Raw genomic sequence first — 21644 nt, 5'->3', positions numbered from 1 at the left:
CCCGGGCCCACGGCCGGCCGCCGCCCCTTCACGCCCACGATCCGAGACGGCCGGACCCGCGCGGGAGGGCTCAGGCGAGACCCAGGTCCCCGAGCCGGTAGCCGGTGAGGTACGGCAGGCCCGCCGCGGCGATCGCGTCGGCCGCGCCACGGTCCACGATGGTGGCGACGGCGACGACCTCGCCGCCGGCCTCGCGGACCGCCTCGACGGCGGTCAGCGGGGAGCCGCCGGTGGTCGAGGTGTCCTCGACGACCAGGCAGCGCTTGCCCTTCACATCGGTGCCCTCGATGCGGCGCTGCATGCCGTGGGCCTTCTGCGCCTTGCGGACGACGAAGGCGTCGAGACGCTCGCCGCGCGCGGCGGAGGCGTGCAGCATCGAGGTCGCGACCGGGTCGGCGCCCAGGGTCAGGCCGCCGACGCAGTCGAACTCGAGGTCGGCGGTGAGGTCCAGCATGACCTGCCCCACCAGCGGGGCCGCCTCGCCGTCGAGGGTGATCCGGCGGAGGTCGATGTAGTAGTCGGCCTCCTTGCCGGAGGAAAGCGTCACCTTGCCGTGCACGACGGCCTTGTCCTTGATCTGCTGCAGAAGCGCATCGCGTGTGCCGGACGGCATTACTTCGTTGACGTCACTCATGACAACGAGCTTAAGTGCGGGCTAGCCGAGCCGGCGCCACGCCCACGTCGTGGAGATCTCCAGCGGGTCCACCGGTGTGACCAGGCGCGGGAGGGTGTTCAGTCCGTTCGGCGGGCCCGACTGCGGCTCGACGCAGACGGCCTCCGGCTGCTCGTCGTAGACGACCACCCATTCGGCGGGGCTGGTCACCCTCAGGTCCAGCTGCCCGGGCCAGGTGAGGGTGACGTCGACCCCGTAGGGCATCCCGAAGCAGTCGTCCCAGGGGCCGGGCTTCGGGTCGATGCGGCGGCCGGTGGGGATGTGGTCCTCGTCGCGTTCCTCCTGCCAGGCCGGGTCGAAGCCGATCCGGGCCGGCTCCCCGCCGTCGGTCAGGACCCGGTTGAACCAGGGGTGCCAGCCCGCCTGCGCCGGGAAGGAGTCCTCGTACGTCTCCACGCCCATGCGGATCGTCAGCGCGTCCTCGCCCAGCTCGAAGACCTGCGTCACCCGCCCGGCGTAGGGCCAGGGGTCGACGAGGTCGTAGGTGAAGGCCGCGGTGGTGCCGTCGACGGAGGCCGTCTTCCAGGGCGCGTCGCGGGCGAAGCCGTGGAGGGCGTGCGGCGGATGGTTGAGCGGCATCTGGTGGACCTTGGCGCCGTCATGGAACCGGCCGTTCGCCGTACGCCCGCACCAGGGGACCATCGGGAAGGACCCGAACTTCGGGCCCTGACGCAGCAGCTCGATGCCGTCGACGCGCAGACTGCCGACCCTGCAGCCGTTGTCCTGATCGATGGTGAGTTCCGCGCCCCCGGCGCTCAGTTGCGTAGTCATACGGCGACCCTACGGCGCGTCAACGGCGCCGGCGCAACGCCCTTCCGACCACGACCGCCGAGGCCAGCGCCAGGGCCGCCGCCGGGGCGATCCAGCGCAGGCCGTTCTGGCCGGTGGCGGAGGACGGGGCCGGGACCGGGGCGTAGCGGCCGCGCGGGGGCGCGTGGTCGACCTCCTCCGCGCTGCGGCCGATCATCGTGCGGCGGGCGTGGGCCGCCTCGGCCGGCGGGCGTCCGGGGCCGGCGGGGCCCGCGTCCGGCTCCTCCTCCCTCCCCGCCCCGTCGAAGGAGGCGAACTCGGTGAAATCGCCGTCGCGGAAGGGGTCGAGCGACGGCGGCGGCACCTCGGTGTCGAAGACCGACGGGCCGGACTCCGCCTCCGCCGCCTTCGCCTCCTCCGCCTCCTCGGCCTCGGCCACCGGGTCGCCCGCGGCGCCGGCCACGCCGGCCAGGTTGGCGGCGAAGCGGTCGAGCAGCCGCCCGGCGGCGGTGGCGGTGGCCTGCGGGTCGAAGGCGGCGGCCCGGCCGTCCGCCGTGGCCCCGCCGCTGAATTCCAGCCGGGTCCCGCCGTCGTACGGCACCAGCCGCAGCACGAGCGCGAGGCTGACGGCGCCGCTGCCGCGGACCTCGGTCCCCTCGCCCTCCGCGGCGAAGTGGTCGGGGTCCCGCTCGACGAGGGACAGGACGCCCCGGTAGGTCACGGTGTGCCCGCCGACCCGGACCTTGAGCCGCCCGGCCGGCGGCCCGGCAGCGGTGTCGGCGTCCTGCTGGAGCCCGGGGACGCAGCGGGCCACCCGGGCGGGATCACGCAGCACGGCGCGGACGTCTTCTACCGGTACCGGAACGAACACCTGATGCTCCATGCGGTCGAGCCTACCGACGGGACCCGCCCGTGCACACGGACACGACGCCCCGGCTCAGTGGTATCGCGGATGCGGCAGCGTGGACGGCGGGAGCCCGGCCGGCCGGACCCGGGCGGCGTCCCGGGCGGCGTCCCGCAGCCCCTGGGTCGACACGGCCAGCAGGGCGGGGGTGTCGCGGTCCACGCGCAGCTCGGGCACCCGGTCATGGGCGGCGAGCACGAAGCCCCAGTCCGGCGGCGGGGCGTCGGACACGCCCTGGGTGCGGTCGGGCCCGGCGGCGAAGCCGGAGAGCCGGCCGCCCGTGCTGTAGGGGGTGGTGAGCAGCCCGGCCGCGCGCAGCGTGGACTCGACGGTCCAGTACGTACGCGGCCTCGTGGTGAGGGGGCCGGCGTGCACCGCGATGCGTCCGCCCGGCGTCAGGGCCCGCGCGGCGAGCCCGTAGAACTCCTGCGAGTACAGCTTCGTGCTCGGGGTGATGCCGGGGTCGGGCAGGTCGGAGAGGATGACGTCGAAACGGCGCCGGGCGGCGGGTCCCCGCAGCCAGCGGAAGGCGTCCTCGGTGACCACGTCCATGCGCGGGTCCTCGTACGCCCGGGCGTTGAGCGCGGAGAGCATCGGGTCGGTGCGGGCGAGGCGGACCACGCCGGGGTCGAGCTCGACGACGGTGACGGAGGCGACGTCCCGGTAGCGCAGCACCTCGCGGGCGGCGAGCCCGTCGCCGCCGCCGAGGACCAGGACGCGGGCGTGCGGGCCGGTCATGGCCGGGTGGACCAGGGCCTCGTGGTAGCGGTACTCGTCGTAGCCGCTGACCCGCAGCCGGCCGTCCAGGAAGAGGTCGAGGGAGCGCGGGGACCCGGTGGACGGTCCGGTGAGCACCAGCTCCTGCACCCCGGTCTGCGCGGCGACCCGTACCTCCGCGCCGTAGACGGCGGTGCGCGCGGCCCGTTCGAAGTCGTCGACGAGGACGGTGGCGCAGGCGAGCAGGGCGAGTACGGTCGCGTTGGCCGTGACCAGCAGCCAGCGGGAGCGTCTGCTGAGGTCGTGGCGGAACAGCCACAGGACGAGTCCGCCGCCGACGACGGCGTTGACCGTGCCGGTGAGCATGGCCCCGGTGAGCTGGCCGAGCACGGGCAGCAGCAGGAAGGGGAAGGCGAGCCCGCCGACGAGGGCGCCCACGTAGTCGGCGGCGAAGAGGTCGGCGACGGCTCCGCCGGCGTCCTGCCTGCGGATGCGCTGGATGAGGACCATCAGCAGCGGGATCTCCGCGCCGATGAGCACTCCGATGCCGAAGGAGAAGGCGACGAGCGCGGTCCTGGACTCGCCGAGCCAGGCGAAGCTCGCGTACAGGGCCATCGCGGAGAAGCCCCCGAGCAGGGCGAGCGCGGCCTCGATGGCACCGAAGCCGAGCGCGGGCCGGCGGCGCAGGCGTTTGGCGAGGAGGGAGCCGACGCCCATGGCGAAGACCATGACGGACAGCACGACCGACGCCTGGGTGACGGAGTCGCCGATGAGGTACGAGCCGAGGGCGAGCAGCTCCAGCTCGTAGACGAGCCCGCAGGCCGCGCAGACGAACACCGTGGCCAGCACGAGGAGTCGGCCGGTCCGGGGGCGTACGGGCAGGGCGGCATGGACGGTCTGCACGCCCCGCGGCTCCGCCGCCGGGAGCAGCCCGCGGGGGGCGGAACGGTCGATCATGCAGCGAACCGTACGTCACCGCCCACCCACACCCTGTCACCCACATGGGTGTAACTGGCGTGTCGGGCAGACCAGTTGGAGTAATCGGGGTAACCCTGCCCGCGATACCGCCCGGCCGTTGGCACGGGCCCCGGCCCGGCCGTGATCCGCCGAAGACCCCCCTAGTGACCTGAGTCCGAGGCCACTAGACGGGCGCGCCCATGCGTACGCCCACCCGGGTGCGGGTGGCCACCAGCTGCCCCTCCTGCGGGTACGCGTGCCAGGTGCGCCAGCGCACCTGGCCCTCGTGGCGCTGCGCGAGCATCGCGGTGAACGCGTGCGGATCACCGGGAAAGGTGCCGGCTAGCCCGTTGGGGTGGTCCGCGACCAGTGCGAGCAGCTCCTGGGCCCGTCCCGCGAAGGAGCCCCGCGAGAGGGTTTCGACCCGCGCGGCGAACTCGTACTCGTAGTCGCCCACCCGCTTCGCCACGCCGAGCGGCAGCGGCGTACTGCTGCCGGGCATACAGGCGACCGTCTCCGAGCAGAGCACCTCGCCCTCCTCCAGGAGCACCTGGTGAGAAGCCCCGAGCAGGCGCAACTCCACCTTCGCGTCCGCGAGCTGGAGGTTCAGTACGGCCAGGGCGGGCAGCCGGTCGCGTCCCAGGGCCCAGGCGAGATCGGCGGCACGCGTGTCGGTGTAGGTGGTCTGGAGGGTCGTGAGCATGAGTCGGCTCCGCAAACGCGCGAGGGAGATGGGCCGGGGCCCGCCAGCGGTAGTCAACGGGTGGGGGGACACCGGCACGGGTCCACAGGAAGTCCCGGAGAGGTCCGGGGACTGGTCTACTCAACCGAGGGAATCATGAAAGGCACGGCACTCACAGCGTTTTTACCCAACTTGACGGGGTTTACATCCCCCCGGGGGCTTCACGGTTCACGTGTTCAACACGACGCCGCCCGTACGCCGTAGTGCCGGCCCGAACAAGCGGACGCCCGAGGGAAGTTGTCCCCTGCGGGCGCCCCTTCCACACCGCATCCGCGCACGCTTCCCCGCACCGTCCGGTTCGCCGCCCGCGGCACCCGTACCAGTGTCAGCTGGACCCGCAGCCTCCGCCACCGCAGGACGACGAGGACCCGCACGAGGAGGACGAACCGCAGGACGACGACGAGGAACCGCAGGACGACGAGGACCCTCCGCCGCCCGCCCACCAGCTGGAGCCGGAGCCGGAACCTCCGGAACCGCTGCCCCCCGGCCCGGAGAAGTGCGTCACCAACAGGACGATCCCCAGGACCGCCGCCACCACGAGAACCAGGACAAGGACCACGGCCCCGCCCCCTTCCTCACACCCCGGTCGCCCGGGTCGCGGCACCCCCGTGGCCCGCGTGCAGGGGGGATGCCCTCGCGCCAACGCCTCGAAAGCACACTTGAGCAACTCCAGAGGTTCCCCGCAGGATGGCGCCCATGAGCGCACCCGCGAGCAGCAGCCGCCCCTTCCTCAACCGCCGCCTTGCCTCCTTCGGCACCACGATCTTCGCGGAGATGTCGGCGCTGGCCGCCCGCACCGGGTCGATCAACCTGGGCCAGGGCTTCCCCGACACCGACGGCCCCGCCGAGATCGCCGAAGCCGCCGTACGGGCGATCCGCGACGGCCGCGGCAACCAGTACCCGCCGGCCCCCGGAATCCCCGAGCTGCGCACCGCGATCGCCGCCCACCAGCAGCGCTTCTACGGCCTGTCCTACGACCCGGACACCGAGGTCCTCGTCACCGCCGGCGCCACCGAGGCCATCGCCGCCTCCCTCCTCGCCCTCCTCGAACCGGGCGACGAGGTCATCGCACTGGAACCGTTCTACGACTCCTACGCCGCCTGCATCGCCATGGCCGGCGCGGTCCGCGTCCCGCTCACCCTGCGCGCCCCCGGCTTCCGCCCCGACCTCGACGCCCTGCGCGACGCCGTCACCCCCCGCACCCGGCTGCTCCTGCTCAACACCCCGCACAACCCGACGGGCACCGTCCTGACCCGCGAGGAACTGGCCGCCATCGCCGAACTCGCCGTGGAACGCGACCTGCTGGTCGTCACCGACGAGGTCTACGAGCACCTCGTCTTCGAGGGCGGGCACGTGCCGCTGGCGTCCCTGCCCGGCATGCGGCAACGCACCGTCACCATCTCCTCCGCCGGCAAGACCTTCTCCTTCACGGGCTGGAAGGTCGGCTGGGTCACCGCCCCGCCCGCGCTGGTCTCCGCGGTCCGCTCGGCCAAGCAGTTCCTGACGTACGTCTCCTCCGGCCCCTTCCAGTACGCCGTCGCCGAGGCCCTCGCCCTCCCCGGCTCCTACTTCGACGCCTTCCGCGCGGACCTCGCCGCCAAGCGCGACCTCCTCTGCGACGGGCTGGCCGCCGCCGGGTTCGAGGTCTTCCGCCCGCAGGGCACCTACTTCGTCACCACCGACATCTCGCCCCTGGGCGAGAAGGACGGCCTCGCCTTCTGCCGCGCCCTGCCCGAGCGCTGCGGGGTGGTCGCCATCCCCAACCAGGTCTTCTACGACGACACGTCCGCCGGGGCCACCCAGGTCCGCTGGGCCTTCTGCAAGCAGACCCACGTCCTCCAGGAGGCCGTGGACCGCCTCCGGCAGCTGTAGGGCACGGCATGGGCGTGACGACGGGACGGATCCCGCCCGCCCCCGCGCGCACGGGCCGAAGACCGGGGGCGGCCCGGCCGGCCGGGCTCGCGCTCGGGGTGTTCGCCGCGGTGCGCAGCGCCGGGGTGCTGGTGATCGCCCTGGGCGCCTGGTGGGACGGCCGGAACCCGGTGAAGGTGCTCGGCGGCTCCTGGGACTCCTTCTGGTACCTCTCCATCGCCGCCCACGGCTACGGCCGCACCCAGATGTGGCCCGCCTCCGACTCCATCCAGAGCGACTACGCCTTCTTCCCGCTGTACCCGCTGCTGGTGGACCTCCTCGGCGGCGGCCCCGTCGCGGGGCTCGCGGTGGCCTGGTCGGCCGCGGCGGTGGCCGCCGTCGGCGTGTACCGGATCGGGGAACTGCTGCTGGGGGCGCGGGCCGGGGTGCTGCTGGTCGCGCTGTGGGCGGCGCTGCCCCACGCGGTGGTGCTGAGCCTCGCCTACACGGAGCCGCTGCTGTGCGCCCTGGCCGCCTGGTCCCTGTACGCGCTGCTGCGGGAGCGCTGGCTGTGGGCGGCCTCCCTGGCGGCGCTCGCCGGACTGACCCGGCCCACCGGGATCGCCGTGGCCGCCGCCGTGACGGTGCTGGCCCTGCGGGAGCTGGTGGTACGGGGCAACCGCGCGCCCGCGGTGTGGGCGGCCGGGCTGCTCGCGCCCGCGGGCTGGGCCGCGTACGTCGTCGCCGTCGGGGCGCACCGGCACGACCCCCTCGGCTACTTCACCGTGCAGCGGCAGTGGGGCTCGCGCTTCGACTTCGGCGGCGGGACCCTGGAGACGGCCTGGCGGGCGCTGTCCGGCGGGCCGGTGACCATCCCGGCCGGGGTGACGCTGGCCGCGCTGGCCGCCGCCGGGCTGCTCGCGGTGCTGGCCGTACTGGACCGGACGCCGCTGCCGCTGCTGGTGTACGCCGGGACGCTGCTGGTGATCACCTTCGGCGGGGCGGGCTTCTTCGAGTCGAAGCCGCGGTTCCTGCTGCCCGCGTTCCCGCTGCTGCTGCCGGTGGCGGCCGCACTGGCGAAAGCCCGGCCGCGCACGGCGGTCGCGGTGACCGCCGGCCTGGCCGGGCTCTCGTACGGCTACGGGGCGTACCTGCTCCTGATGGCGCGGGTACCCCTGTAAGGGGGACGGACGGCTACTCGCCGTCCTCCTCCTTCTTGTCGTCGCCCTCGGCGGAGTCGACCTCCTTCTCCAGGCCGAGCTGTTCGAGCAGCCACTTGTCGAACTCGATCGACGCGCGGACCCAGCTGACCGTGGAGGAGACGAAGTGCTCCAGGCTGACGCCGGTGCCGATCAGCATCTGCGCCTCGCCGATCAGGCGGACGGAGCCGTCGTCGTGCGTGTGGCTGTAGACCTTGGGCCACAGGGTGCGGCGGTTCCAGTCGTCGATCGACTCGAGCAGCTGCGGCTTGTCGTCGATGGCGTGCGGACGGTCGTAGAAGGTCCGGACGGAGAAGACCTGCTGCTCGCCCTCGCCGCGGAACATGAAGTAGGTGCGGAAGTCCTCCCACGGCGCCGCGAGGTCGCCCTCGTCGTCGACGACGTACTTCAGCTCCATCTGCTCCAGGAGCTGCTTGACCAGGTCCTGGTCGGGGACGACGGGGCCCGCCGGTCCTTGGCCTTGCGGTTCGGGCTTACCCCCGAAGTTCGGAATCGAGGCCGGGTCGATGCTCACCGTGTACTTCCCTTCGTGCGGATACCGCCATCCTCCCCCATCTCGCCCGTCCCGTGTCCAGCCCCGCACCCCCGATCCGCTCCGGGCGGACACGGGGGCGCGGCGGCCCTTACGGGACGGTGCTCACCCGTCCGGGGGCGGACCCTTAAGCGGCCCGGCCGACCAGCAGGCCGTCGCCGGCCACGTCGACCCGTACGGTGTCGCCGTCGCGGACCTCGCCGGAGAGGATCTCCTTCGCGAGGCGGTCGCCGACGGCCGTCTGGATCAGGCGGCGCAGCGGCCGGGCTCCGTACGCCGGGTCGTAGCCCTTGTCCGCCAGCCAGGCCAGGGCCGCGGGGGTGACGTCCAGGGCGAGCCGGCGGTCGGCGAGGCGCTTGGCGAGCCGGGCGATCTGGAGCTCCGCGATGTGCGTCAGCTCGTCGCGGGTCAGCGCGGAGAAGACCACGAGGTCGTCGAGGCGGTTGAGGAACTCCGGCTTGAAGCTCGCCCGGACCACGTCGAGGACCTGCTCCTTCTTGCGCTCCTCCGAGGTGACGGGCTCACCCGGGCCGTGCCCGCTCAGGAACTGGCTGCCCAGGTTGGAGGTGAGGATCAGGATGGCGTTGCGGAAGTCCACCGTCCGGCCCTGGCCGTCGGTGAGGCGGCCGTCGTCGAGGACCTGGAGCAGGATGTCGAAGACCTCGGGGTGGGCCTTCTCGACCTCGTCCAGCAGCACCACGCTGTACGGGCGGCGGCGGACGGCCTCGGTGAGCTGGCCGCCCTCCTCGTAGCCGACGTAGCCGGGCGGGGCGCCGACGAGCCGGGCCACGCTGTGCTTCTCGGAGTACTCCGACATGTCGATGCGGACCATGGCCCGCTCGTCGTCGAAGAGGAAGTCCGCGAGGGCCTTGGCCAGCTCGGTCTTGCCCACACCCGTCGGGCCCAGGAAGAGGAACGAGCCGGTCGGCCGGTCCGGGTCGGCGATGCCGGCGCGGGTGCGGCGCACGGCGTCCGCGACGGCCCGTACGGCCTCGGTCTGGCCGATCAGGCGGCGGCCCAGCTCGTCCTCCATGCGCAGGAGCTTCTGGGTCTCCCCTTCGAGGAGGCGGCCGGCCGGGATACCCGTCCAGGCGCCGACCACGTCGGCGATGTCGTCGGGCCCTACCTCGTCCTTGACCATGGAGTCCTTCGACGCCTCGGCCGCGGCCTCGGCCTCGGTGGCCGCGGCCAGCTCGCGCTCCAGCTGCGGGATCTCTCCGTAGAGCAGCTTGGAGGCGGTGTCGAAATCGCCGTCGCGCTGGGCGCGCTCGGCCTGGCCGCGCAGGTCGTCCAGGCGCTCCTTGAGCTCGCCGACGCGGTTGAGGGACTGCTTCTCCTTCTCCCAGCGGGCGGTGAGGCCGCGCAGCTCCTCCTCCTTGTCCGCGAGGTCCTTGCGGATCTTGTCGAGGCGTTCACGGGAGGCGGGGTCGGACTCGTTGTTCAGGGCCAGCTCCTCCATCCGCAGGCGGTCGACGGAGCGCTGGAGCTCGTCGATCTCCACGGGAGAGGAGTCGATCTCCATGCGGAGCCGGGAGGCGGCCTCGTCGACGAGGTCGATGGCCTTGTCGGGGAGGAAGCGGGAGGTGATGTAGCGGTCGGAGAGGGTGGCGGCGGCGACGAGGGCGCTGTCGTTGATGACGACCTTGTGGTGGGCCTCGTAGCGGCCCTTGAGCCCGCGCAGGATCGCGATGGTGTCCTCGACGGTGGGCTCGGCGACCAGCACCTGCTGGAAGCGCCGCTCCAGCGCCGGGTCCTTCTCGACCCGCTCGCGGTACTCGTCGAGGGTGGTCGCGCCGACCATGCGCAGCTCGCCGCGGGCCAGCATGGGCTTGAGCATGTTGCCCGCGTCCATGGCGGAGTCCCCGCCGGCCCCGGCGCCGACGACGGTGTGCAGCTCGTCGATGAAGGTGATGATCTGGCCCTCGCTCGACTTGATCTCGGCGAGGACGGTCTTGAGCCGCTCCTCGAACTCGCCGCGGTACTTGGCGCCGGCGACCATCGCGCCGAGGTCGAGGGAGACGAGCCGCTTGCCCTTGAGGGACTCGGGGACGTCGCCCTTGACGATGCGCTGGGCCAGGCCCTCGACAACGGCGGTCTTGCCGACGCCGGGCTCGCCGATGAGCACCGGGTTGTTCTTGGTGCGGCGGGAGAGGACCTGGACGACGCGCCGGATCTCGTGGTCGCGGCCGATGACGGGGTCGAGCTTGCCGTCGCGGGCGGCGGCGGTGAAGTCGGTGCCGAACTTCTCCAGGGCCTTGTACTGGCCCTCGGGGTCGGGGGTGGTCACCCGCCGTGCTCCTCGTGCGTTCTGGAAGGCGTCCAGCAGCTTCTTCGCCGTGGCGCCCTGGGCGGACAGGACCTCACCGGCCGGTCCGCCCTTGGCGGCGATGGCGATGAGGAGGTGTTCGGTGGAGAGGTACTCGTCGCCCAGGCGGCCGGCCTCGGCGTCGGCCTCGGCCAGTACGGCGAGCAGGTCGCGGCTGGGCTGCGGGGGCGCGACGGTGGAGCCGGTGACGCTGGGCAGGGCGGCGAGCAGCCGCTCGGCCCCGGCGCGGACGGCGGCCTGGTCGGCGTCGGCGGCGACGAGCAGGTCGGTGACGTTCTCGTTGTCCTCGCCGGCGAGCAGGGCCAGCAGGAGGTGCGCGGGGGTCAGGTCGGCGTGGCCGTCCTTGACGGCCCTGCTCGTGGCCGCGTTCAGGGCGTCGCGGCTCTTGTTGGTCAGCTCGGCGTCCATTCTCGGTTTCTCCTCTCCTGCGGGCCTACGGGGCGCTTCGCACGCGACGGGCTGCGGCGTGCGGACTCTGACAGATTCAGCATCCGCAAAGTTGAGTCTATTCCACTCAAGGAAGTTCTCCTGCCGGATCGGCCGGTCCGCGGGCGTACGCTTCCGCCCATGTCCCATGACGTACTCAACCCGACGCCCGAGTACCTCGCCTTCTGGCGGGAGCGGCACGTCTGCACCCTGACCACCCCGCGCCCGGACGGCACCCCGCACGTGGTGCCGGTGGGCGTGACCTACGACCCCGAGGCGGGGCTGGCACGGGTGATCAGCAACAAGCACAGCAAGAAGGTCCGCAACGTCCTGGCGGCGCCCGGCGGCGGCGCGCGGGCGGCGGTCTGCCAGATGGAGGGCAAGCGCTGGGCCACCCTGGAGGGGCGCGCGGTCGTCCGTACGGACGAGGCGTCGGTCGCCGAGGCCGTGGCGCGCTACGCGGAGCGGTACGGGCGGATGCCCTCGCCGAACCCGGACCGGGTGGTCCTGGAGATCACCCTCGACCGGGCCATGGGCCGGGCCTGAGGGCGGGCGGCGGGCGGCGGGCGGCGGGAGCCTTCGAGCGTTTCCCGACGGATCCTCGGGCGATTGTCCGGTTCAACCACTGGACGCGCACATCACAACGGCGCCATCGTGGTCAGGTCCACGATGGCGCCGTTGTGTGGGGGTAGCACCTGGAGCGATCTGCAACGACGGGGGAATCGCCTCAGGCACTGCGGGGGGTGGCGGTGGTGATATCGGGTTCGAAGAGCTGGTGGTCACGCTGGTCGAGGTTGACGAAGACCATGCCGTACCGCACTTCGCAGCGGACGGGCTGCGGTGCGCCCCGGGGGCGGCGCAGGCAGCGGTAGGCACGGACGTCCTCGTCCTCCTCGCGCACGACGACTATCGGCTGGCCGAAAAGGGTGACCATCAGCGAGTCGCCGGCGTAGGGGATCGCCGTGGCGAGGTCGATGAACTGCCACCCGGAACGGTAGGCGGAAGCCATTTCGCGGCGGAAGTCGCGGTCGTCGGGGGTCATCAGGACGCCTTCGCAGGGGTGCTGTTCCAGCCGAAATCGCTCTCGGCCGCCGTCCCGGCCAACGAGCTGGCACCAGCCTGAGCGCTTCCCTCGTCACCGCTGACGGCGACGACTGCTCCAAAGACCGCGACGGCGGAGAAAACAACGGCAAGCGCCGAGCGAAGCATTCTCTTATACATGGTCGGCTTCGTCCTCACTTGATGGAATCCTCTCCCCCGCACTGACAGACGATGGCTCATTCAGGCACGTCAGTGCCACAGGGACGATGCATCATGTTCTTACATGTTCAGGACCCTGGGGGGTGGAGATTTGCCCAAGAGCGACATAAACCCGACACATCACCACCCCGTCACCGAGATGTGCAGCGAGGGAGCGCGACTGTACGCGGCCGCCCTGAGCACCGGCCGCGTGGCCCGCGGCGAGGCCGTAAACGCCCCCTGCCTGCTCGAATTCGCACTGCTGCGACCCGACCCGGACGACGCGAACCAGCTGCGCGCGGTTCCGCCGTCCATCGCACTGGCCCAGCGGCTCCATCCGATCGAACGCGAGATCCAGGAGCGCAGACGCACCGCCGTAGATCTCACCGATGCATTCGAGCCGTTCCTCACCATCAGCGCGCAGAGCCCCGCCAACACCCACGCCATCACGGTGCTGGAGGGATTCGACCAGATCAACGCCGCCATCGACCTGGCCACCGCCGAGTGCCACACCGAGGCCCTGACGGTCCAGCCGGGTGGCGCCCGCCCCACCTTCGTCCTCAGCGAGTCCCTGGAGCGGGCCACGCCGATGATCGACCGCGGGGTGAGCATCCGGACGCTCTACCAGCACACCGTGCGGCACAGCCAGGGCACGCTCGCCTACGTGGACCGGATCTCCACGGGGAAGGTGGAGATCCGCACACTGGAGGAGCTGATAGAGCGTCTCATGATCTTCGACCGCACCGTGGCCATCATCCCCGCCAGCGACGACCGGCGGGTGGCCCTGGAACTGCGGCACCCGGGACTGGTGGACTACCTCATCAAGGTCTTCGAACAACTGTGGCGCAGGGCCGTGCCGTTGGGCGAGGAGGTCACCTACACGCACCACCCGGATGGTATCTCGGGAGTCCAGCGGTCCATCGCCCAGCTGCTGATCGAGGGGCACGTGGACGAGGCGATCGCCCGCCGGCTGGGAATGAACGTACGCACCTGCCGCGCGCACATCGCGAAGCTGGCCGCCGCCCTGGGCAGCGGCAGCCGGGCCCAGCTGGGCTACCTCATCGCCCAGTCCGGGATCCTGCACAGCGCCAACCCCCCGGCGGAGCTCCCCGAGGGCTGAGGCGGGCCGTACGGGCCCTCAGAGCGCCCGTGACGCGCGAAGGCCCCGTCGGGGCCCGCTCCGCGACGGGAGGGGCTGACGGGGCCTTCAGGGCGCTCGGTGGTCAGTCGCCGGTGTGCTTGGGGCGCCAGACGACCAGTGCGTTGCCCGGCACCGGCGGCTGGTACGGGACCAGGTCGCGGCGGTACGAGGCGTGCACCTGGGCCTCGCGGGCCCGGAGGGCGGCCGCCGCACCGTCCACGGCGGCGGACAGCTCGGCGACGCGCTGCTGGAGCGCGGCCACCTGGTTCTCCAACTCGATGATCCGCTTGATCCCCGCCAGGTTGATGCCCTCGTCCTGGGACAGCTGCTGCACCGTGCGGAGCAGTTCGATGTCCCTGGCCGAATACCTCCGGCCACGGCCGGCCGTACGGTCAGGGGAGACCAGGCCGAGGCGGTCGTACTGGCGCAGGGTCTGCGGATGCAGGCCCGAGAGCTGGGCGGCCACCGAGATCACGTAGACCGGGGTCTCGTCGGTGAGCTGGTACGCCCCCTCGCCGAAGCGGGGCTGTCGTCGGCGGCCGTCCATGTCATGCTCCCTTCGCGGACTCGAACAGGAGGGCGCGCGGGTCCTCGGACCCGGTCGCGTCCCGGTACGTCTCCAGGGCCTCGCGGGCCTTGTCCGACAGCTCCGCCGGAACCGCGACCTCCACCGTGACGAGCAGGTCGCCGCGGGTGCCGTCCTTGCGGACGGCGCCCTTGCCGCGGGCCCGCATGGTGCGGCCGCCGGGAGTGCCCGGGGGGAGCTTCAGGGTGACCGGGGGGCCGCCCAGGGTCGGCACCTTGATGTCGGCGCCAAGAGCGGCCTCCGCGAAGGTCACCGGGACCGTCACGGTGAGGTTGTCGCCCTTGCGGCCGAACACCGGGTGCGTGCCGACGTGCACCACCACGTACAGGTCGCCCGCCGGGCCGCCCCGCTCGCCCGGCGCGCCCTTGCCGCGCAGCCGGATCCGCTGGCCGTCGGAGACGCCCGCCGGGATCCGGACCTGCATGGTGCGGGAGCTGCGGGCGCGCCCGCTGCCCTTGCACACCTCGCAGGGGGTCTCCGCGATCAGGCCGCGGCCCTTGCAGTCCGCGCAGGGGTCGGTCAGCGAGAAGCCGCCGCCGCTGCCCCGGGAGACCTGGCCGGTACCGACGCAGGTCGGGCACACCCGGGGGGTGCCGTTCTGGTCGCCGGTGCCGGAGCAGGCCTTGCAGGGGGCCTGCGAGGACATCCGCAGCGGGACGGTCGCGCCGTCCACGGCCTCCGTGAAGGAGAGGGTGACCTCCGACTCGATGTCCTGACCGCGGCGCGGCTGGGTGCGGGGGCCCGCACCGGTGCCGGCGCCGCGGCCGAACAGGCCGCCGAAGACGTCGCCCAGGCCGCCGCCGAAGCCGCCCTGGCCGCCCTGCTGCGTACCGCCGAACAGGTCGCCCAGGTCGAAGTTGAACGAGCCGCCGCCGCCCGGGCCCGGGCGGAAGCCGCCGTTCCCGAACAGCGCGCGGGCCTCGTCGTACTCCTTGCGCTTCTTGGCGTCGCCGAGGATGTCGTTCGCCTCGGAGATCTCCTTGAAGCGCTCCTCGGCCGAGGCGTCGCCCTTGTTGGCGTCCGGGTGGAACTCGCGGGCGAGCTTCCGGTACGCCTTCTTGATCTCGGCCTCGGTGGCGTCCTTCGGGACACCGAGGACCTTGTAGTAGTCCTTCTCGACGAAGTCCTTCGTGCTCATCCCGGGTGTCCCTCCTCTCGGATCCCTACATGGTGTGCGTCAGCCCTCGTCGGGGGCATCCGTGTCCTTGTCGGACGGCGTGTCGCCGTCACCGGACTCGGACTTCGCGGCGGGAGCCGCGCCCGGCTGGGGCTCGGCCACCGCGACCCGCGCGGGGCGGATCGTGCGCTCGCCGATCCGGTACCCCGGCTGCAGGATCGCCACGCAGGTCGTCTCCGTGACGTCCGGCGCGTACGAGTGCATCAGGGCCTCGTGGATCGTCGGGTCGAAGGGCTCGCCCTCCTTGCCGAACTGCTGCAGCCCCATCTTGGCGGCGGCGGTCTCCAGCGACTCGGCCACCGACTTGAAGCCGCCGACCAGTTCGCCGTGCTCCCGCGCCCGGCCGATGTCGTCCAGGGTCGGGAGGAGCTCCGTCAGCAGGCTCGCGACCGCGATCTCCTTGACGGCGACCCGGTCCCGCTCCACGCGGCGGCGGTAGTTCTGGTACTCGGCCTGGAGCCGCTGGAGGTCCGCGGTGCGCTCGCCGAGCGCGGTACGGGCCTGGTCCAGCTGCGCCAGCAGCGCCACATCCTGGGCCTTGTCCCCGGCCGGGGCCGCCTCGCCCTCCGTGGAGGAGTCGGCGGCCTTCGGCTCCGCGTCGTCAGCGCCGGCGCCGGTGGGGACTTCAGGCTCCTTGTCGAAACCCGGGGTCTCCTCCGACATCAGGCAGCGCCGCCCTTCGGCTTCTCGTCGTCGACGATCTCGGCGTCGACCACGTCGTCGGCGGCGTCCGCCGCGCCGGCCTGGCCCGCGTCACCGGCGGCCTGGGTGGCCTGGGCGTCGGCGTAGATGGCCTGGCCGAGCTTCTGGCTGACCGCGGCGAGCTTCTCGGTCGCGGTGCGGATCTCGGCGGTGTCCTCGCCCTTGAGCTTTTCCTTCAGCTCGGTGACGGCGGCCTCGACCTCGGCCTTGACGTCGGCCGGGACCTTGTCCTCGTTGTCCTTGACGAACTTCTCCGTCTGGTAGACGAGCTGCTCGCCCTGGTTGCGGGACTCGGCGGCCTCCTTGCGGCGCAGGTCCTCCTCCGCGTACTGCTCCGCCTCCTGGCGCATGCGGTCGACCTCGTCCTTGCCGAGCGAAGAGCCGCCGGTGACGGTCATCTTCTGCTCCTTGCCCGTGCCGAGGTCCTTGGCCGTGACGTGCATGATGCCGTTGGCGTCGATGTCGAAGGAGACCTCGATCTGCGGGACGCCGCGCGGGGCCGGCGGCAGGCCCGTCAGCTCGAACATGCCGAGCTTCTTGTTGTACGCCGCGATCTCGCGCTCACCCTGGTAGACCTGGATCTGCACGGACGGCTGGTTGTCCTCGGCCGTCGTGAAGATCTCCGACCGCTTGGTCGGGATCGTGGTGTTGCGCTCGATGAGCTTGGTCATGATGCCGCCCTTGGTCTCGATGCCGAGGGACAGCGGGGTCACGTCGAGGAGCAGGACGTCCTTGACCTCACCCTTGAGCACACCGGCCTGGAGGGTGGCGCCGATGGCGACGACCTCGTCCGGGTTGACGCCCTTGTTGGCGTCCTGACCGCCGGTGAGCTCCTTGACGAGCTCGGCGACAGCCGGCATGCGGGTGGAGCCGCCGACCAGGACCACGTGGTCGATCTCGGACAGCTGGATGCCGGCGTCCTTGATGACGTTGTGGAACGGGGTCTTGCAGCGGTCGAGCAGGTCCGCGGTGAGCTGCTGGAACTGCGAGCGCGTGAGCTTCTCGTCCAGGTGCAGCGGACCCTCGGCGGAGGCCGTGATGTAGGGCAGGTTGATCGAGGTCTCCGTGGAGGAGGACAGCTCGATCTTCGCCTTCTCGGCGGCCTCGCGCAGACGCTGGAGCGCCATCTTGTCCTTGGACAGGTCGACGCCGTGGCCGTTCTGGAACTGCTTCACCAGGTAGTCGACGACGCGCTGGTCCCAGTCGTCACCACCGAGGTGGTTGTCACCGTTGGTGGCCTTGACCTCGACGACACCGTCGCCGATCTCCAGGAGCGACACGTCGAAGGTGCCGCCACCGAGGTCGAAGACGAGAATGGTCTGGTCGTCCTTGTCGAGACCGTAGGCCAGGGCGGCGGCCGTCGGCTCGTTCACGATGCGCAGGACGTTCAGACCGGCGATCTCGCCGGCCTCCTTCGTCGCCTGGCGCTCGGAGTCGTTGAAGTACGCCGGGACGGTGATGACCGCGTCCGTGACCTTCTCGCCCAGGTACGCCTCGGCGTCGCGCTTCAGCTTCTGCAGGATGAAGGCGCTCATCTGCTGCGGGTTGAAGTCCTTGCCATCCAGGTTGATCTTCCAGTCAGTGCCCATGTGGCGCTTGACGGAGCGGATGGTCCGGTCCACGTTCGTGACCGCCTGGCGCTTGGCCACCTCGCCGACGAGGACTTCGCCGTTCTTGGCGAAGGCGACGACGGACGGCGTGGTCCTGGCACCCTCGGCGTTGGTGATGACGGTGGGCTCGCCGCCTTCGAGAACGCTGACGACGGAGTTAGTGGTGCCCAGGTCGATGCCGACCGCACGTGCCATTTCGATTCCTCCAGCTGACTTGAGTGGAACAGACTCAAGGATGCCCCAAGGCCGAGCGAGCGTCAACAGAGGTGAGCCGAGGGGGCTCAACCTTTAGGCTCCCCCTACGCTCACGCCCACCCCGCGGCCCCTACCGCGGGGCACGCCCGAACGGGTTCCGGACCCGGGGCGCGCCGCGCGGCGCGGCCGGGCCGCCGCGGGCGTCCGGCAGCGTGCTGGCATGCCTTCGCTCCTCCCCCTCCCCGCCCCGCCGGGGCTGCGGCTGTGGCTCCGGCTCCCGCCGGGGCTGCGGCTGTGGCTCCGGCTCCCGCCGCGGTGGCCGGCCCGGCCGCCGGCCAAGCGGGTCTGCGACCTGATCGGGGCCGCGCTGCTGCTGGCGGTGTGCGCCGCCCCGCTGCTGGTGGCGGCCGCCGCCCTGTACGCGGCTTCCCGCGCGCGGGTCCTCGTACGCGAACCCGCGCTCGGGCTCGGCGGGCGGCCGTTCGGCGCCTGGCGACTGCGCACCGAGGACGCGGGGCGGGCGGGCGCGCTGGTGCGGCGGTGCGCGCTGGAGGGGCTGCCGCGGCTGCTCAACGTGGCGCGCGGGGAGATGTCGCTGGTCGGGCCGCGCCCGGAGCCGCGTACCGACCACCCCGAACGGCTGCTCGTACGTCCCGGAATGACCGGATTGTGGCAGGTCAGCGCCCGCTCCGACCTACCCTGGGAGGAGATGGTGCTGCTGGACCGGCACTATGTGGAGAGCCATTGGCTGGGGATGGATCTCGCGATCCTCGCGAAGACCCCTCGGGCGGCCTACCGACAGAGGCAAGCCTGAGCGACACAGATCACCGCACGCTCACCTACAGTGCGGCGCGGGAACTGGGTAACCTCAAGCCTTGACTCAATAAGTTACCGCTTAGTAAGTCCCGCCCGAGGAGCCCTCCCATGCAACTCGCCGCGATCATCGTGTCGCTGGTCCTGACCGTGGTCGGCGTCGCGCTGATCGCCCGAGCCGTGGCGCAGATCTACCGGTTCGTGAAGCTCGGCCAACCCGTACCGGCGGGCAGCCGCACGGACGACCCCACGGCGCGCACCCTGACCCTGGCCAAGGAGTTCGTCGGCCACACCCGCATGAACCGCTGGGGCGTCGTCGGCGTGGCCCACTGGTTCGTCGCCGTGGGCTTCCTGACCCTCGGCCTGACGATCGTCACCGCGTACGGCCAGCTCTTCCAGGCCGACTGGGTCCTGCCCGTCCTCGGCGGCTGGCTGCCCTACGAGCTCTACACCGAGTTCATCGCGCTGTTCACGACGCTCGGCATCCTGACCCTGATGGGCATCCGCCTCGCGAACCTGCCCTCGCGGGCCGGCCGCAAGTCGCGCTTCGCCGGCTCCAAGGCGGGCCAGGCGTACTTCGTCGAGTACGTGATCCTCACCATCGGCCTGGCGATCATGACCCTGCGCGGCCTGGAAGGCGCGATCCACGGCGTCGACCACTACGAGGCGGCGTACTGGGCCTCGTACCCGCTCGTCGCCGCGTTCAACGGACTCGACCACGGCACCCTGCAGAACCTCGTCTACCTGACCGCCATGATCAAGCTCGGCGTCACCATGACGTGGGCGATCACCGTCGGCCTCAACACCAACATGGGTGTGGCCTGGCACCGCTTCCTCGCCTTCCCGAACATCTGGTTCAAGCGCAACGCCGACGGTTCGACGGCGCTCGGCGCCCTCCAGCCGATGACCTCGGGCGGCAAGGAGATCGACTTCGAGGAGCCCGGCGAGGACGACGTCTTCGGCGTCTCCCAGGTCGAGCAGTTCTCCTGGAAGGGCATCCTCGACTTCTCCACCTGCACCGAGTGCGGCCGCTGCCAGTCGCAGTGCCCCGCCTGGAACACCGGCAAGCCGCTGTCCCCGAAGCTCCTCATCATGTCGCTGCGCGACCACGCGCACGCGAAGGCGCCGTACCTGCTCGCGGGCGGCGGCAAGGACATGGAGGGCAACGAGAAGGCCACGGCGGAGCAGCTCGCCGGCGTCCCCGCCACGGCCCTGGCCGAGGCCGAGCGCCCGCTGATCGGCACCGCCGAGGAGAACGGCGTCATCGACCCGGACGTGCTGTGGTCCTGCACCACCTGCGGTGCGTGCGTGGAGCAGTGCCCGGTCGACATCGAGCACATCGACCACATCGTCGACATGCGCCGCTACCAGGTGATGATCGAGAGCGCGTTCCCGTCGGAGGCGGGCACGATGCTCAAGAACCTGGAGAAGAAGGGCAACCCCTGGGGCCTGGCCAAGAAGCAGCGCGTGGAGTGGACGAAGGAGGTCGACTTCGAGGTCCCGATCATCGGGAAGGACGCGGAGGACCTCTCGGAGTTCGACTACCTGTACTGGGTCGGCTGCGCGGGTGCCCTGGAGGACCGGGCGAAGAAGACCACGAAGGCCTTCGCGGAGCTGCTGAACATCGCCGGCGTCAAGTTCGCGATCATGGGCGGCGACGAGAAGTGCACCGGTGACTCGCCGCGCCGTCTGGGCAACGAGCCGCTGTTCCAGCAGCTGGGCCAGGAGAACGTGGCCATGCTGAACATGGCCTTCGGCGAGGACGACGACGACCCGTCGACGAAGAAGCCGAAGTCTGCGAAGCGGATCGTCTCCACCTGCCCGCACTGCTTTAACACCATCGCGAACGAGTACCCGCAGCTGGGCGGCGAGTACGAGGTCATCCACCACACGCAGCTGCTCCAGCACCTGATCGACGAGGGCCGGCTGACGCCGGTGACGCCGGTCGACGGCCTGATCACGTACCACGACCCCTGCTACCTGGGCCGGCACAACAAGGTCTACACGCCGCCGCGCGAGATCATGTCGGCCGTGCCGGGGCTGCGTCAGCAGGAGATGCACCGCCACAAGGAGCGGGGCTTCTGCTGCGGCGCCGGTGGCGCGCGGATGTGGATGGAGGAGCGGATCGGCAAGCGCATCAACAACGAGCGCGTCGACGAGGCCCTGTCCCTGAACCCGGACATCGTGTCGACGGCGTGCCCGTTCTGCCTGGTGATGCTGACCGACTCGGTGAACGGCAAGAAGAACGACGGCAAGGCGAAGGAATCCGTCCAGGTCGTGGACGTGGCGCAGCTGCTGCTGGAGTCGGTGAAGGCCCCGGAGCCGACGGAGGAGGAGCTGGCCGAGGCGGCCGCCGCTGCGGAGGCCGAAGCGGCTGCCGCGGCGGCTGCCGAAGCCGAGGCGAAGGCCAAGGCGGAAGCCGAGGCGGCTGCCGAGGCGAAGGCCAAGGAAGAGGCGGAAGCCAAGGCGAAGGCCAAGGCGGAAGCCGAGGCCGCTGCCGAGGAGGAGGCCGCTCCAGCCGAGGCGGCTGCCAAGGCGGAGGCGGAGACCGAGCCCAAGGCCGCTCCGGTGGAGGCCGAGGCCGAGCCGAAGGCCGAGGCGGAGACGGTGACCGAGGCTCCGGCCGAGGCCAAGCCGAAGGCCGAGGCCTCCGAGGCCGAGCCGAAGGCCGACACCGACGCCGAGGCCGCCGAGCCCGAGGCAGCCCCGGCGAAGCCGGAGGCCGACATCGCGGCGAAGACCGAGCCGAAGGCCGACGCTGACGCCGAGCCCAAGGCCGACGAGGCCGAGGCTCCCGAGGCTCCCGAGGCCGAGGACAAGGGCGGGACGAAGTCCGAGGCGGCCAAGTAACCGCAGGCCCGCCAGGACAGCGAGCGAGACGGCCGGTTCCCCGTACGTACGGGGGACCGGCCGTTCCGCGTTCCGGGAGGGGCAAGGGCCGGTTCGATCTACGGCCCCGATACGTACGCATTCCGTCGGCCGCGCAGCGAACCGACCCACAAGCCCGCACAACAGCCCAAATCCCCCTCCCCCCACTCCCCCTAGGGGATGTCACAGGTCAGCCGCAAAGGCCGCCGGTTCCG

At 71.7% G+C, this 21644-nt stretch carries 18 protein-coding genes; 6 read left to right on the top strand and 12 right to left on the bottom strand.

Features of this window, described 5'->3' with window-relative positions:
* Nucleotides 1-70 precede the first annotated feature (70 nt).
* The 5 genes from pyrE to ACFY7H_RS05280 all read right to left on the bottom strand — a co-directional run bounded on the left by pyrE (nucleotide 71) and on the right by ACFY7H_RS05280 (nucleotide 4704).
* Nucleotides 71-634 (bottom strand): orotate phosphoribosyltransferase, encoded by a 564-nt coding sequence (pyrE, locus tag ACFY7H_RS05300; RefSeq protein WP_388933319.1) that lies wholly within the window; start codon nucleotides 632-634, stop codon nucleotides 71-73.
* A gap of 21 nt (nucleotides 635-655) precedes the next feature.
* Nucleotides 656-1444, bottom strand: a complete 789-nt coding sequence (locus ACFY7H_RS05295) for an aldose 1-epimerase (RefSeq protein WP_388933316.1) — start codon at nucleotides 1442-1444, stop codon at nucleotides 656-658.
* A 19-nt stretch (nucleotides 1445-1463) separates the two neighbouring features.
* Complete coding sequence (locus ACFY7H_RS05290) at nucleotides 1464-2306, bottom strand: SRPBCC family protein (RefSeq protein WP_388933313.1); 843 nt, start codon at nucleotides 2304-2306, stop codon at nucleotides 1464-1466.
* Nucleotides 2307-2360: 54 nt separating this feature from the next.
* Nucleotides 2361-4001, bottom strand: a complete 1641-nt coding sequence (locus tag ACFY7H_RS05285) for a polyamine aminopropyltransferase (RefSeq protein WP_388933310.1) — start codon at nucleotides 3999-4001, stop codon at nucleotides 2361-2363.
* 184 nt (nucleotides 4002-4185) lie between these two features.
* Entirely contained in the window at nucleotides 4186-4704 is a 519-nt protein-coding gene (locus ACFY7H_RS05280; protein WP_388933309.1) for a DUF2617 family protein, read from the bottom strand.
* A 726-nt stretch (nucleotides 4705-5430) separates the two neighbouring features.
* On the opposite strand from ACFY7H_RS05280, the gene ACFY7H_RS05275 reads away from it, so the two are divergent.
* A complete protein-coding gene (locus ACFY7H_RS05275; RefSeq protein WP_388933307.1) occupies nucleotides 5431-6615 on the top strand; it encodes a pyridoxal phosphate-dependent aminotransferase in 1185 nt (394 codons plus the stop codon).
* Between the two features lie 8 nt (nucleotides 6616-6623).
* Nucleotides 6624-7775 (top strand): hypothetical protein, encoded by a 1152-nt coding sequence (locus tag ACFY7H_RS05270; RefSeq protein ID WP_388933305.1) that lies wholly within the window; start codon nucleotides 6624-6626, stop codon nucleotides 7773-7775.
* 13 nt (nucleotides 7776-7788) lie between these two features.
* Here ACFY7H_RS05270 and ACFY7H_RS05265 read toward each other — a convergent pair whose 3' ends face one another.
* On the bottom strand, nucleotides 7789-8328 hold the full coding sequence (locus ACFY7H_RS05265) for a YbjN domain-containing protein (protein ID WP_388933303.1): 540 nt from the start codon (nucleotides 8326-8328) through the stop codon (nucleotides 7789-7791).
* A gap of 145 nt (nucleotides 8329-8473) precedes the next feature.
* A complete protein-coding gene (gene clpB, locus ACFY7H_RS05260) occupies nucleotides 8474-11080 on the bottom strand; it encodes an ATP-dependent chaperone ClpB (protein WP_388933300.1) in 2607 nt (868 codons plus the stop codon).
* 159 nt (nucleotides 11081-11239) lie between these two features.
* Here clpB and ACFY7H_RS05255 point away from each other — a divergent pair, with 159 nt between their 5' ends.
* Complete coding sequence (locus ACFY7H_RS05255) at nucleotides 11240-11644, top strand: pyridoxamine 5'-phosphate oxidase family protein (RefSeq protein WP_388933297.1); 405 nt, start codon at nucleotides 11240-11242, stop codon at nucleotides 11642-11644.
* A 181-nt stretch (nucleotides 11645-11825) separates the two neighbouring features.
* Here ACFY7H_RS05255 and ACFY7H_RS05250 read toward each other — a convergent pair whose 3' ends face one another.
* Nucleotides 11826-12140 carry a hypothetical protein gene (locus ACFY7H_RS05250; protein WP_030228709.1) on the bottom strand — a complete coding sequence of 105 codons (315 nt, stop codon included), beginning with the start codon at nucleotides 12138-12140 and terminating at the stop codon, nucleotides 11826-11828.
* Nucleotides 12141-12422: 282 nt separating this feature from the next.
* Between ACFY7H_RS05250 and ACFY7H_RS05245 the strand changes: the two genes are divergently transcribed.
* Complete coding sequence (locus ACFY7H_RS05245; protein WP_388933293.1) at nucleotides 12423-13457, top strand: helix-turn-helix transcriptional regulator; 1035 nt, start codon at nucleotides 12423-12425, stop codon at nucleotides 13455-13457.
* Nucleotides 13458-13560: 103 nt separating this feature from the next.
* Here ACFY7H_RS05245 and ACFY7H_RS05240 read toward each other — a convergent pair whose 3' ends face one another.
* From ACFY7H_RS05240 to dnaK, 4 genes are read right to left on the bottom strand one after another with little or no spacing between them, the layout of a single operon-like run.
* Nucleotides 13561-14025, bottom strand: a complete 465-nt coding sequence (locus ACFY7H_RS05240; protein WP_388933290.1) for a heat shock protein transcriptional repressor HspR — start codon at nucleotides 14023-14025, stop codon at nucleotides 13561-13563.
* 1 nt (nucleotide 14026) lies between these two features.
* Entirely contained in the window at nucleotides 14027-15202 is a 1176-nt protein-coding gene (gene dnaJ / locus ACFY7H_RS05235) for a molecular chaperone DnaJ (protein ID WP_388933287.1), read from the bottom strand.
* Between the two features lie 39 nt (nucleotides 15203-15241).
* A complete protein-coding gene (grpE, locus tag ACFY7H_RS05230; RefSeq protein WP_388933285.1) occupies nucleotides 15242-15904 on the bottom strand; it encodes a nucleotide exchange factor GrpE in 663 nt (220 codons plus the stop codon).
* Nucleotides 15904-17748: a molecular chaperone DnaK gene (gene dnaK, locus ACFY7H_RS05225; protein WP_388933281.1), complete on the bottom strand. Its 1845-nt coding sequence runs from the start codon at nucleotides 17746-17748 to the stop codon at nucleotides 15904-15906. Before dnaK ends, grpE begins: the two co-directional genes overlap by 1 nt.
* Nucleotides 17749-17968: 220 nt before the next feature.
* On the opposite strand from dnaK, the gene ACFY7H_RS05220 reads away from it, so the two are divergent.
* Together ACFY7H_RS05220 and ACFY7H_RS05215 are read left to right on the top strand one after the other, a co-directional pair.
* Nucleotides 17969-18562: a sugar transferase gene (locus tag ACFY7H_RS05220; protein WP_388933278.1), complete on the top strand. Its 594-nt coding sequence runs from the start codon at nucleotides 17969-17971 to the stop codon at nucleotides 18560-18562.
* Between the two features lie 110 nt (nucleotides 18563-18672).
* Nucleotides 18673-21411: a (Fe-S)-binding protein gene (locus ACFY7H_RS05215; RefSeq protein ID WP_388933276.1), complete on the top strand. Its 2739-nt coding sequence runs from the start codon at nucleotides 18673-18675 to the stop codon at nucleotides 21409-21411.
* Nucleotides 21412-21644 lie beyond the last annotated feature (233 nt).

The organism is Streptomyces sp. NPDC012794 (genome assembly GCF_042901085.1).
In the GTDB taxonomy this organism is placed as follows: domain Bacteria; phylum Actinomycetota; class Actinomycetes; order Streptomycetales; family Streptomycetaceae; genus Streptomyces.
Note: the sequence above shows the minus strand (reverse complement) of the source record. Positions and strands in the feature narration are given on the sequence as shown.

What these genes read in the sequence shown, in the direction of transcription:
- ACFY7H_RS05285 (WP_388933310.1), bottom strand. Translation starts at nt 4,001, where the DNA reads ATGATCGACCGTTCCGCCCCCCGCGGGCTGCTCCCGGCGGCGGAGCCG.
- ACFY7H_RS05280 (WP_388933309.1), bottom strand. Translation starts at nt 4,704, where the DNA reads ATGCTCACGACCCTCCAGACCACCTACACCGACACGCGTGCCGCCGAT.
- ACFY7H_RS05255 (WP_388933297.1), top strand. Translation starts at nt 11,240, where the DNA reads ATGTCCCATGACGTACTCAACCCGACGCCCGAGTACCTCGCCTTCTGG.
- ACFY7H_RS05245 (WP_388933293.1), top strand. Translation starts at nt 12,423, where the DNA reads ATGTTCAGGACCCTGGGGGGTGGAGATTTGCCCAAGAGCGACATAAAC.
- ACFY7H_RS05220 (WP_388933278.1), top strand. Translation starts at nt 17,969, where the DNA reads ATGCCTTCGCTCCTCCCCCTCCCCGCCCCGCCGGGGCTGCGGCTGTGG.
- grpE (WP_388933285.1), bottom strand. Translation starts at nt 15,904, where the DNA reads ATGTCGGAGGAGACCCCGGGTTTCGACAAGGAGCCTGAAGTCCCCACC.
- ACFY7H_RS05290 (WP_388933313.1), bottom strand. Translation starts at nt 2,306, where the DNA reads ATGGAGCATCAGGTGTTCGTTCCGGTACCGGTAGAAGACGTCCGCGCC.
- ACFY7H_RS05275 (WP_388933307.1), top strand. Translation starts at nt 5,431, where the DNA reads ATGGCGCCCATGAGCGCACCCGCGAGCAGCAGCCGCCCCTTCCTCAAC.
- ACFY7H_RS05240 (WP_388933290.1), bottom strand. Translation starts at nt 14,025, where the DNA reads ATGGACGGCCGCCGACGACAGCCCCGCTTCGGCGAGGGGGCGTACCAG.
- dnaJ (WP_388933287.1), bottom strand. Translation starts at nt 15,202, where the DNA reads ATGAGCACGAAGGACTTCGTCGAGAAGGACTACTACAAGGTCCTCGGT.
- ACFY7H_RS05215 (WP_388933276.1), top strand. Translation starts at nt 18,673, where the DNA reads ATGCAACTCGCCGCGATCATCGTGTCGCTGGTCCTGACCGTGGTCGGC.
- ACFY7H_RS05295 (WP_388933316.1), bottom strand. Translation starts at nt 1,444, where the DNA reads ATGACTACGCAACTGAGCGCCGGGGGCGCGGAACTCACCATCGATCAG.
- ACFY7H_RS05250 (WP_030228709.1), bottom strand. Translation starts at nt 12,140, where the DNA reads ATGACCCCCGACGACCGCGACTTCCGCCGCGAAATGGCTTCCGCCTAC.
- dnaK (WP_388933281.1), bottom strand. Translation starts at nt 17,748, where the DNA reads ATGGCACGTGCGGTCGGCATCGACCTGGGCACCACTAACTCCGTCGTC.
- pyrE (WP_388933319.1), bottom strand. Translation starts at nt 634, where the DNA reads ATGAGTGACGTCAACGAAGTAATGCCGTCCGGCACACGCGATGCGCTT.
- clpB (WP_388933300.1), bottom strand. Translation starts at nt 11,080, where the DNA reads ATGGACGCCGAGCTGACCAACAAGAGCCGCGACGCCCTGAACGCGGCC.
- ACFY7H_RS05270 (WP_388933305.1), top strand. Translation starts at nt 6,624, where the DNA reads ATGGGCGTGACGACGGGACGGATCCCGCCCGCCCCCGCGCGCACGGGC.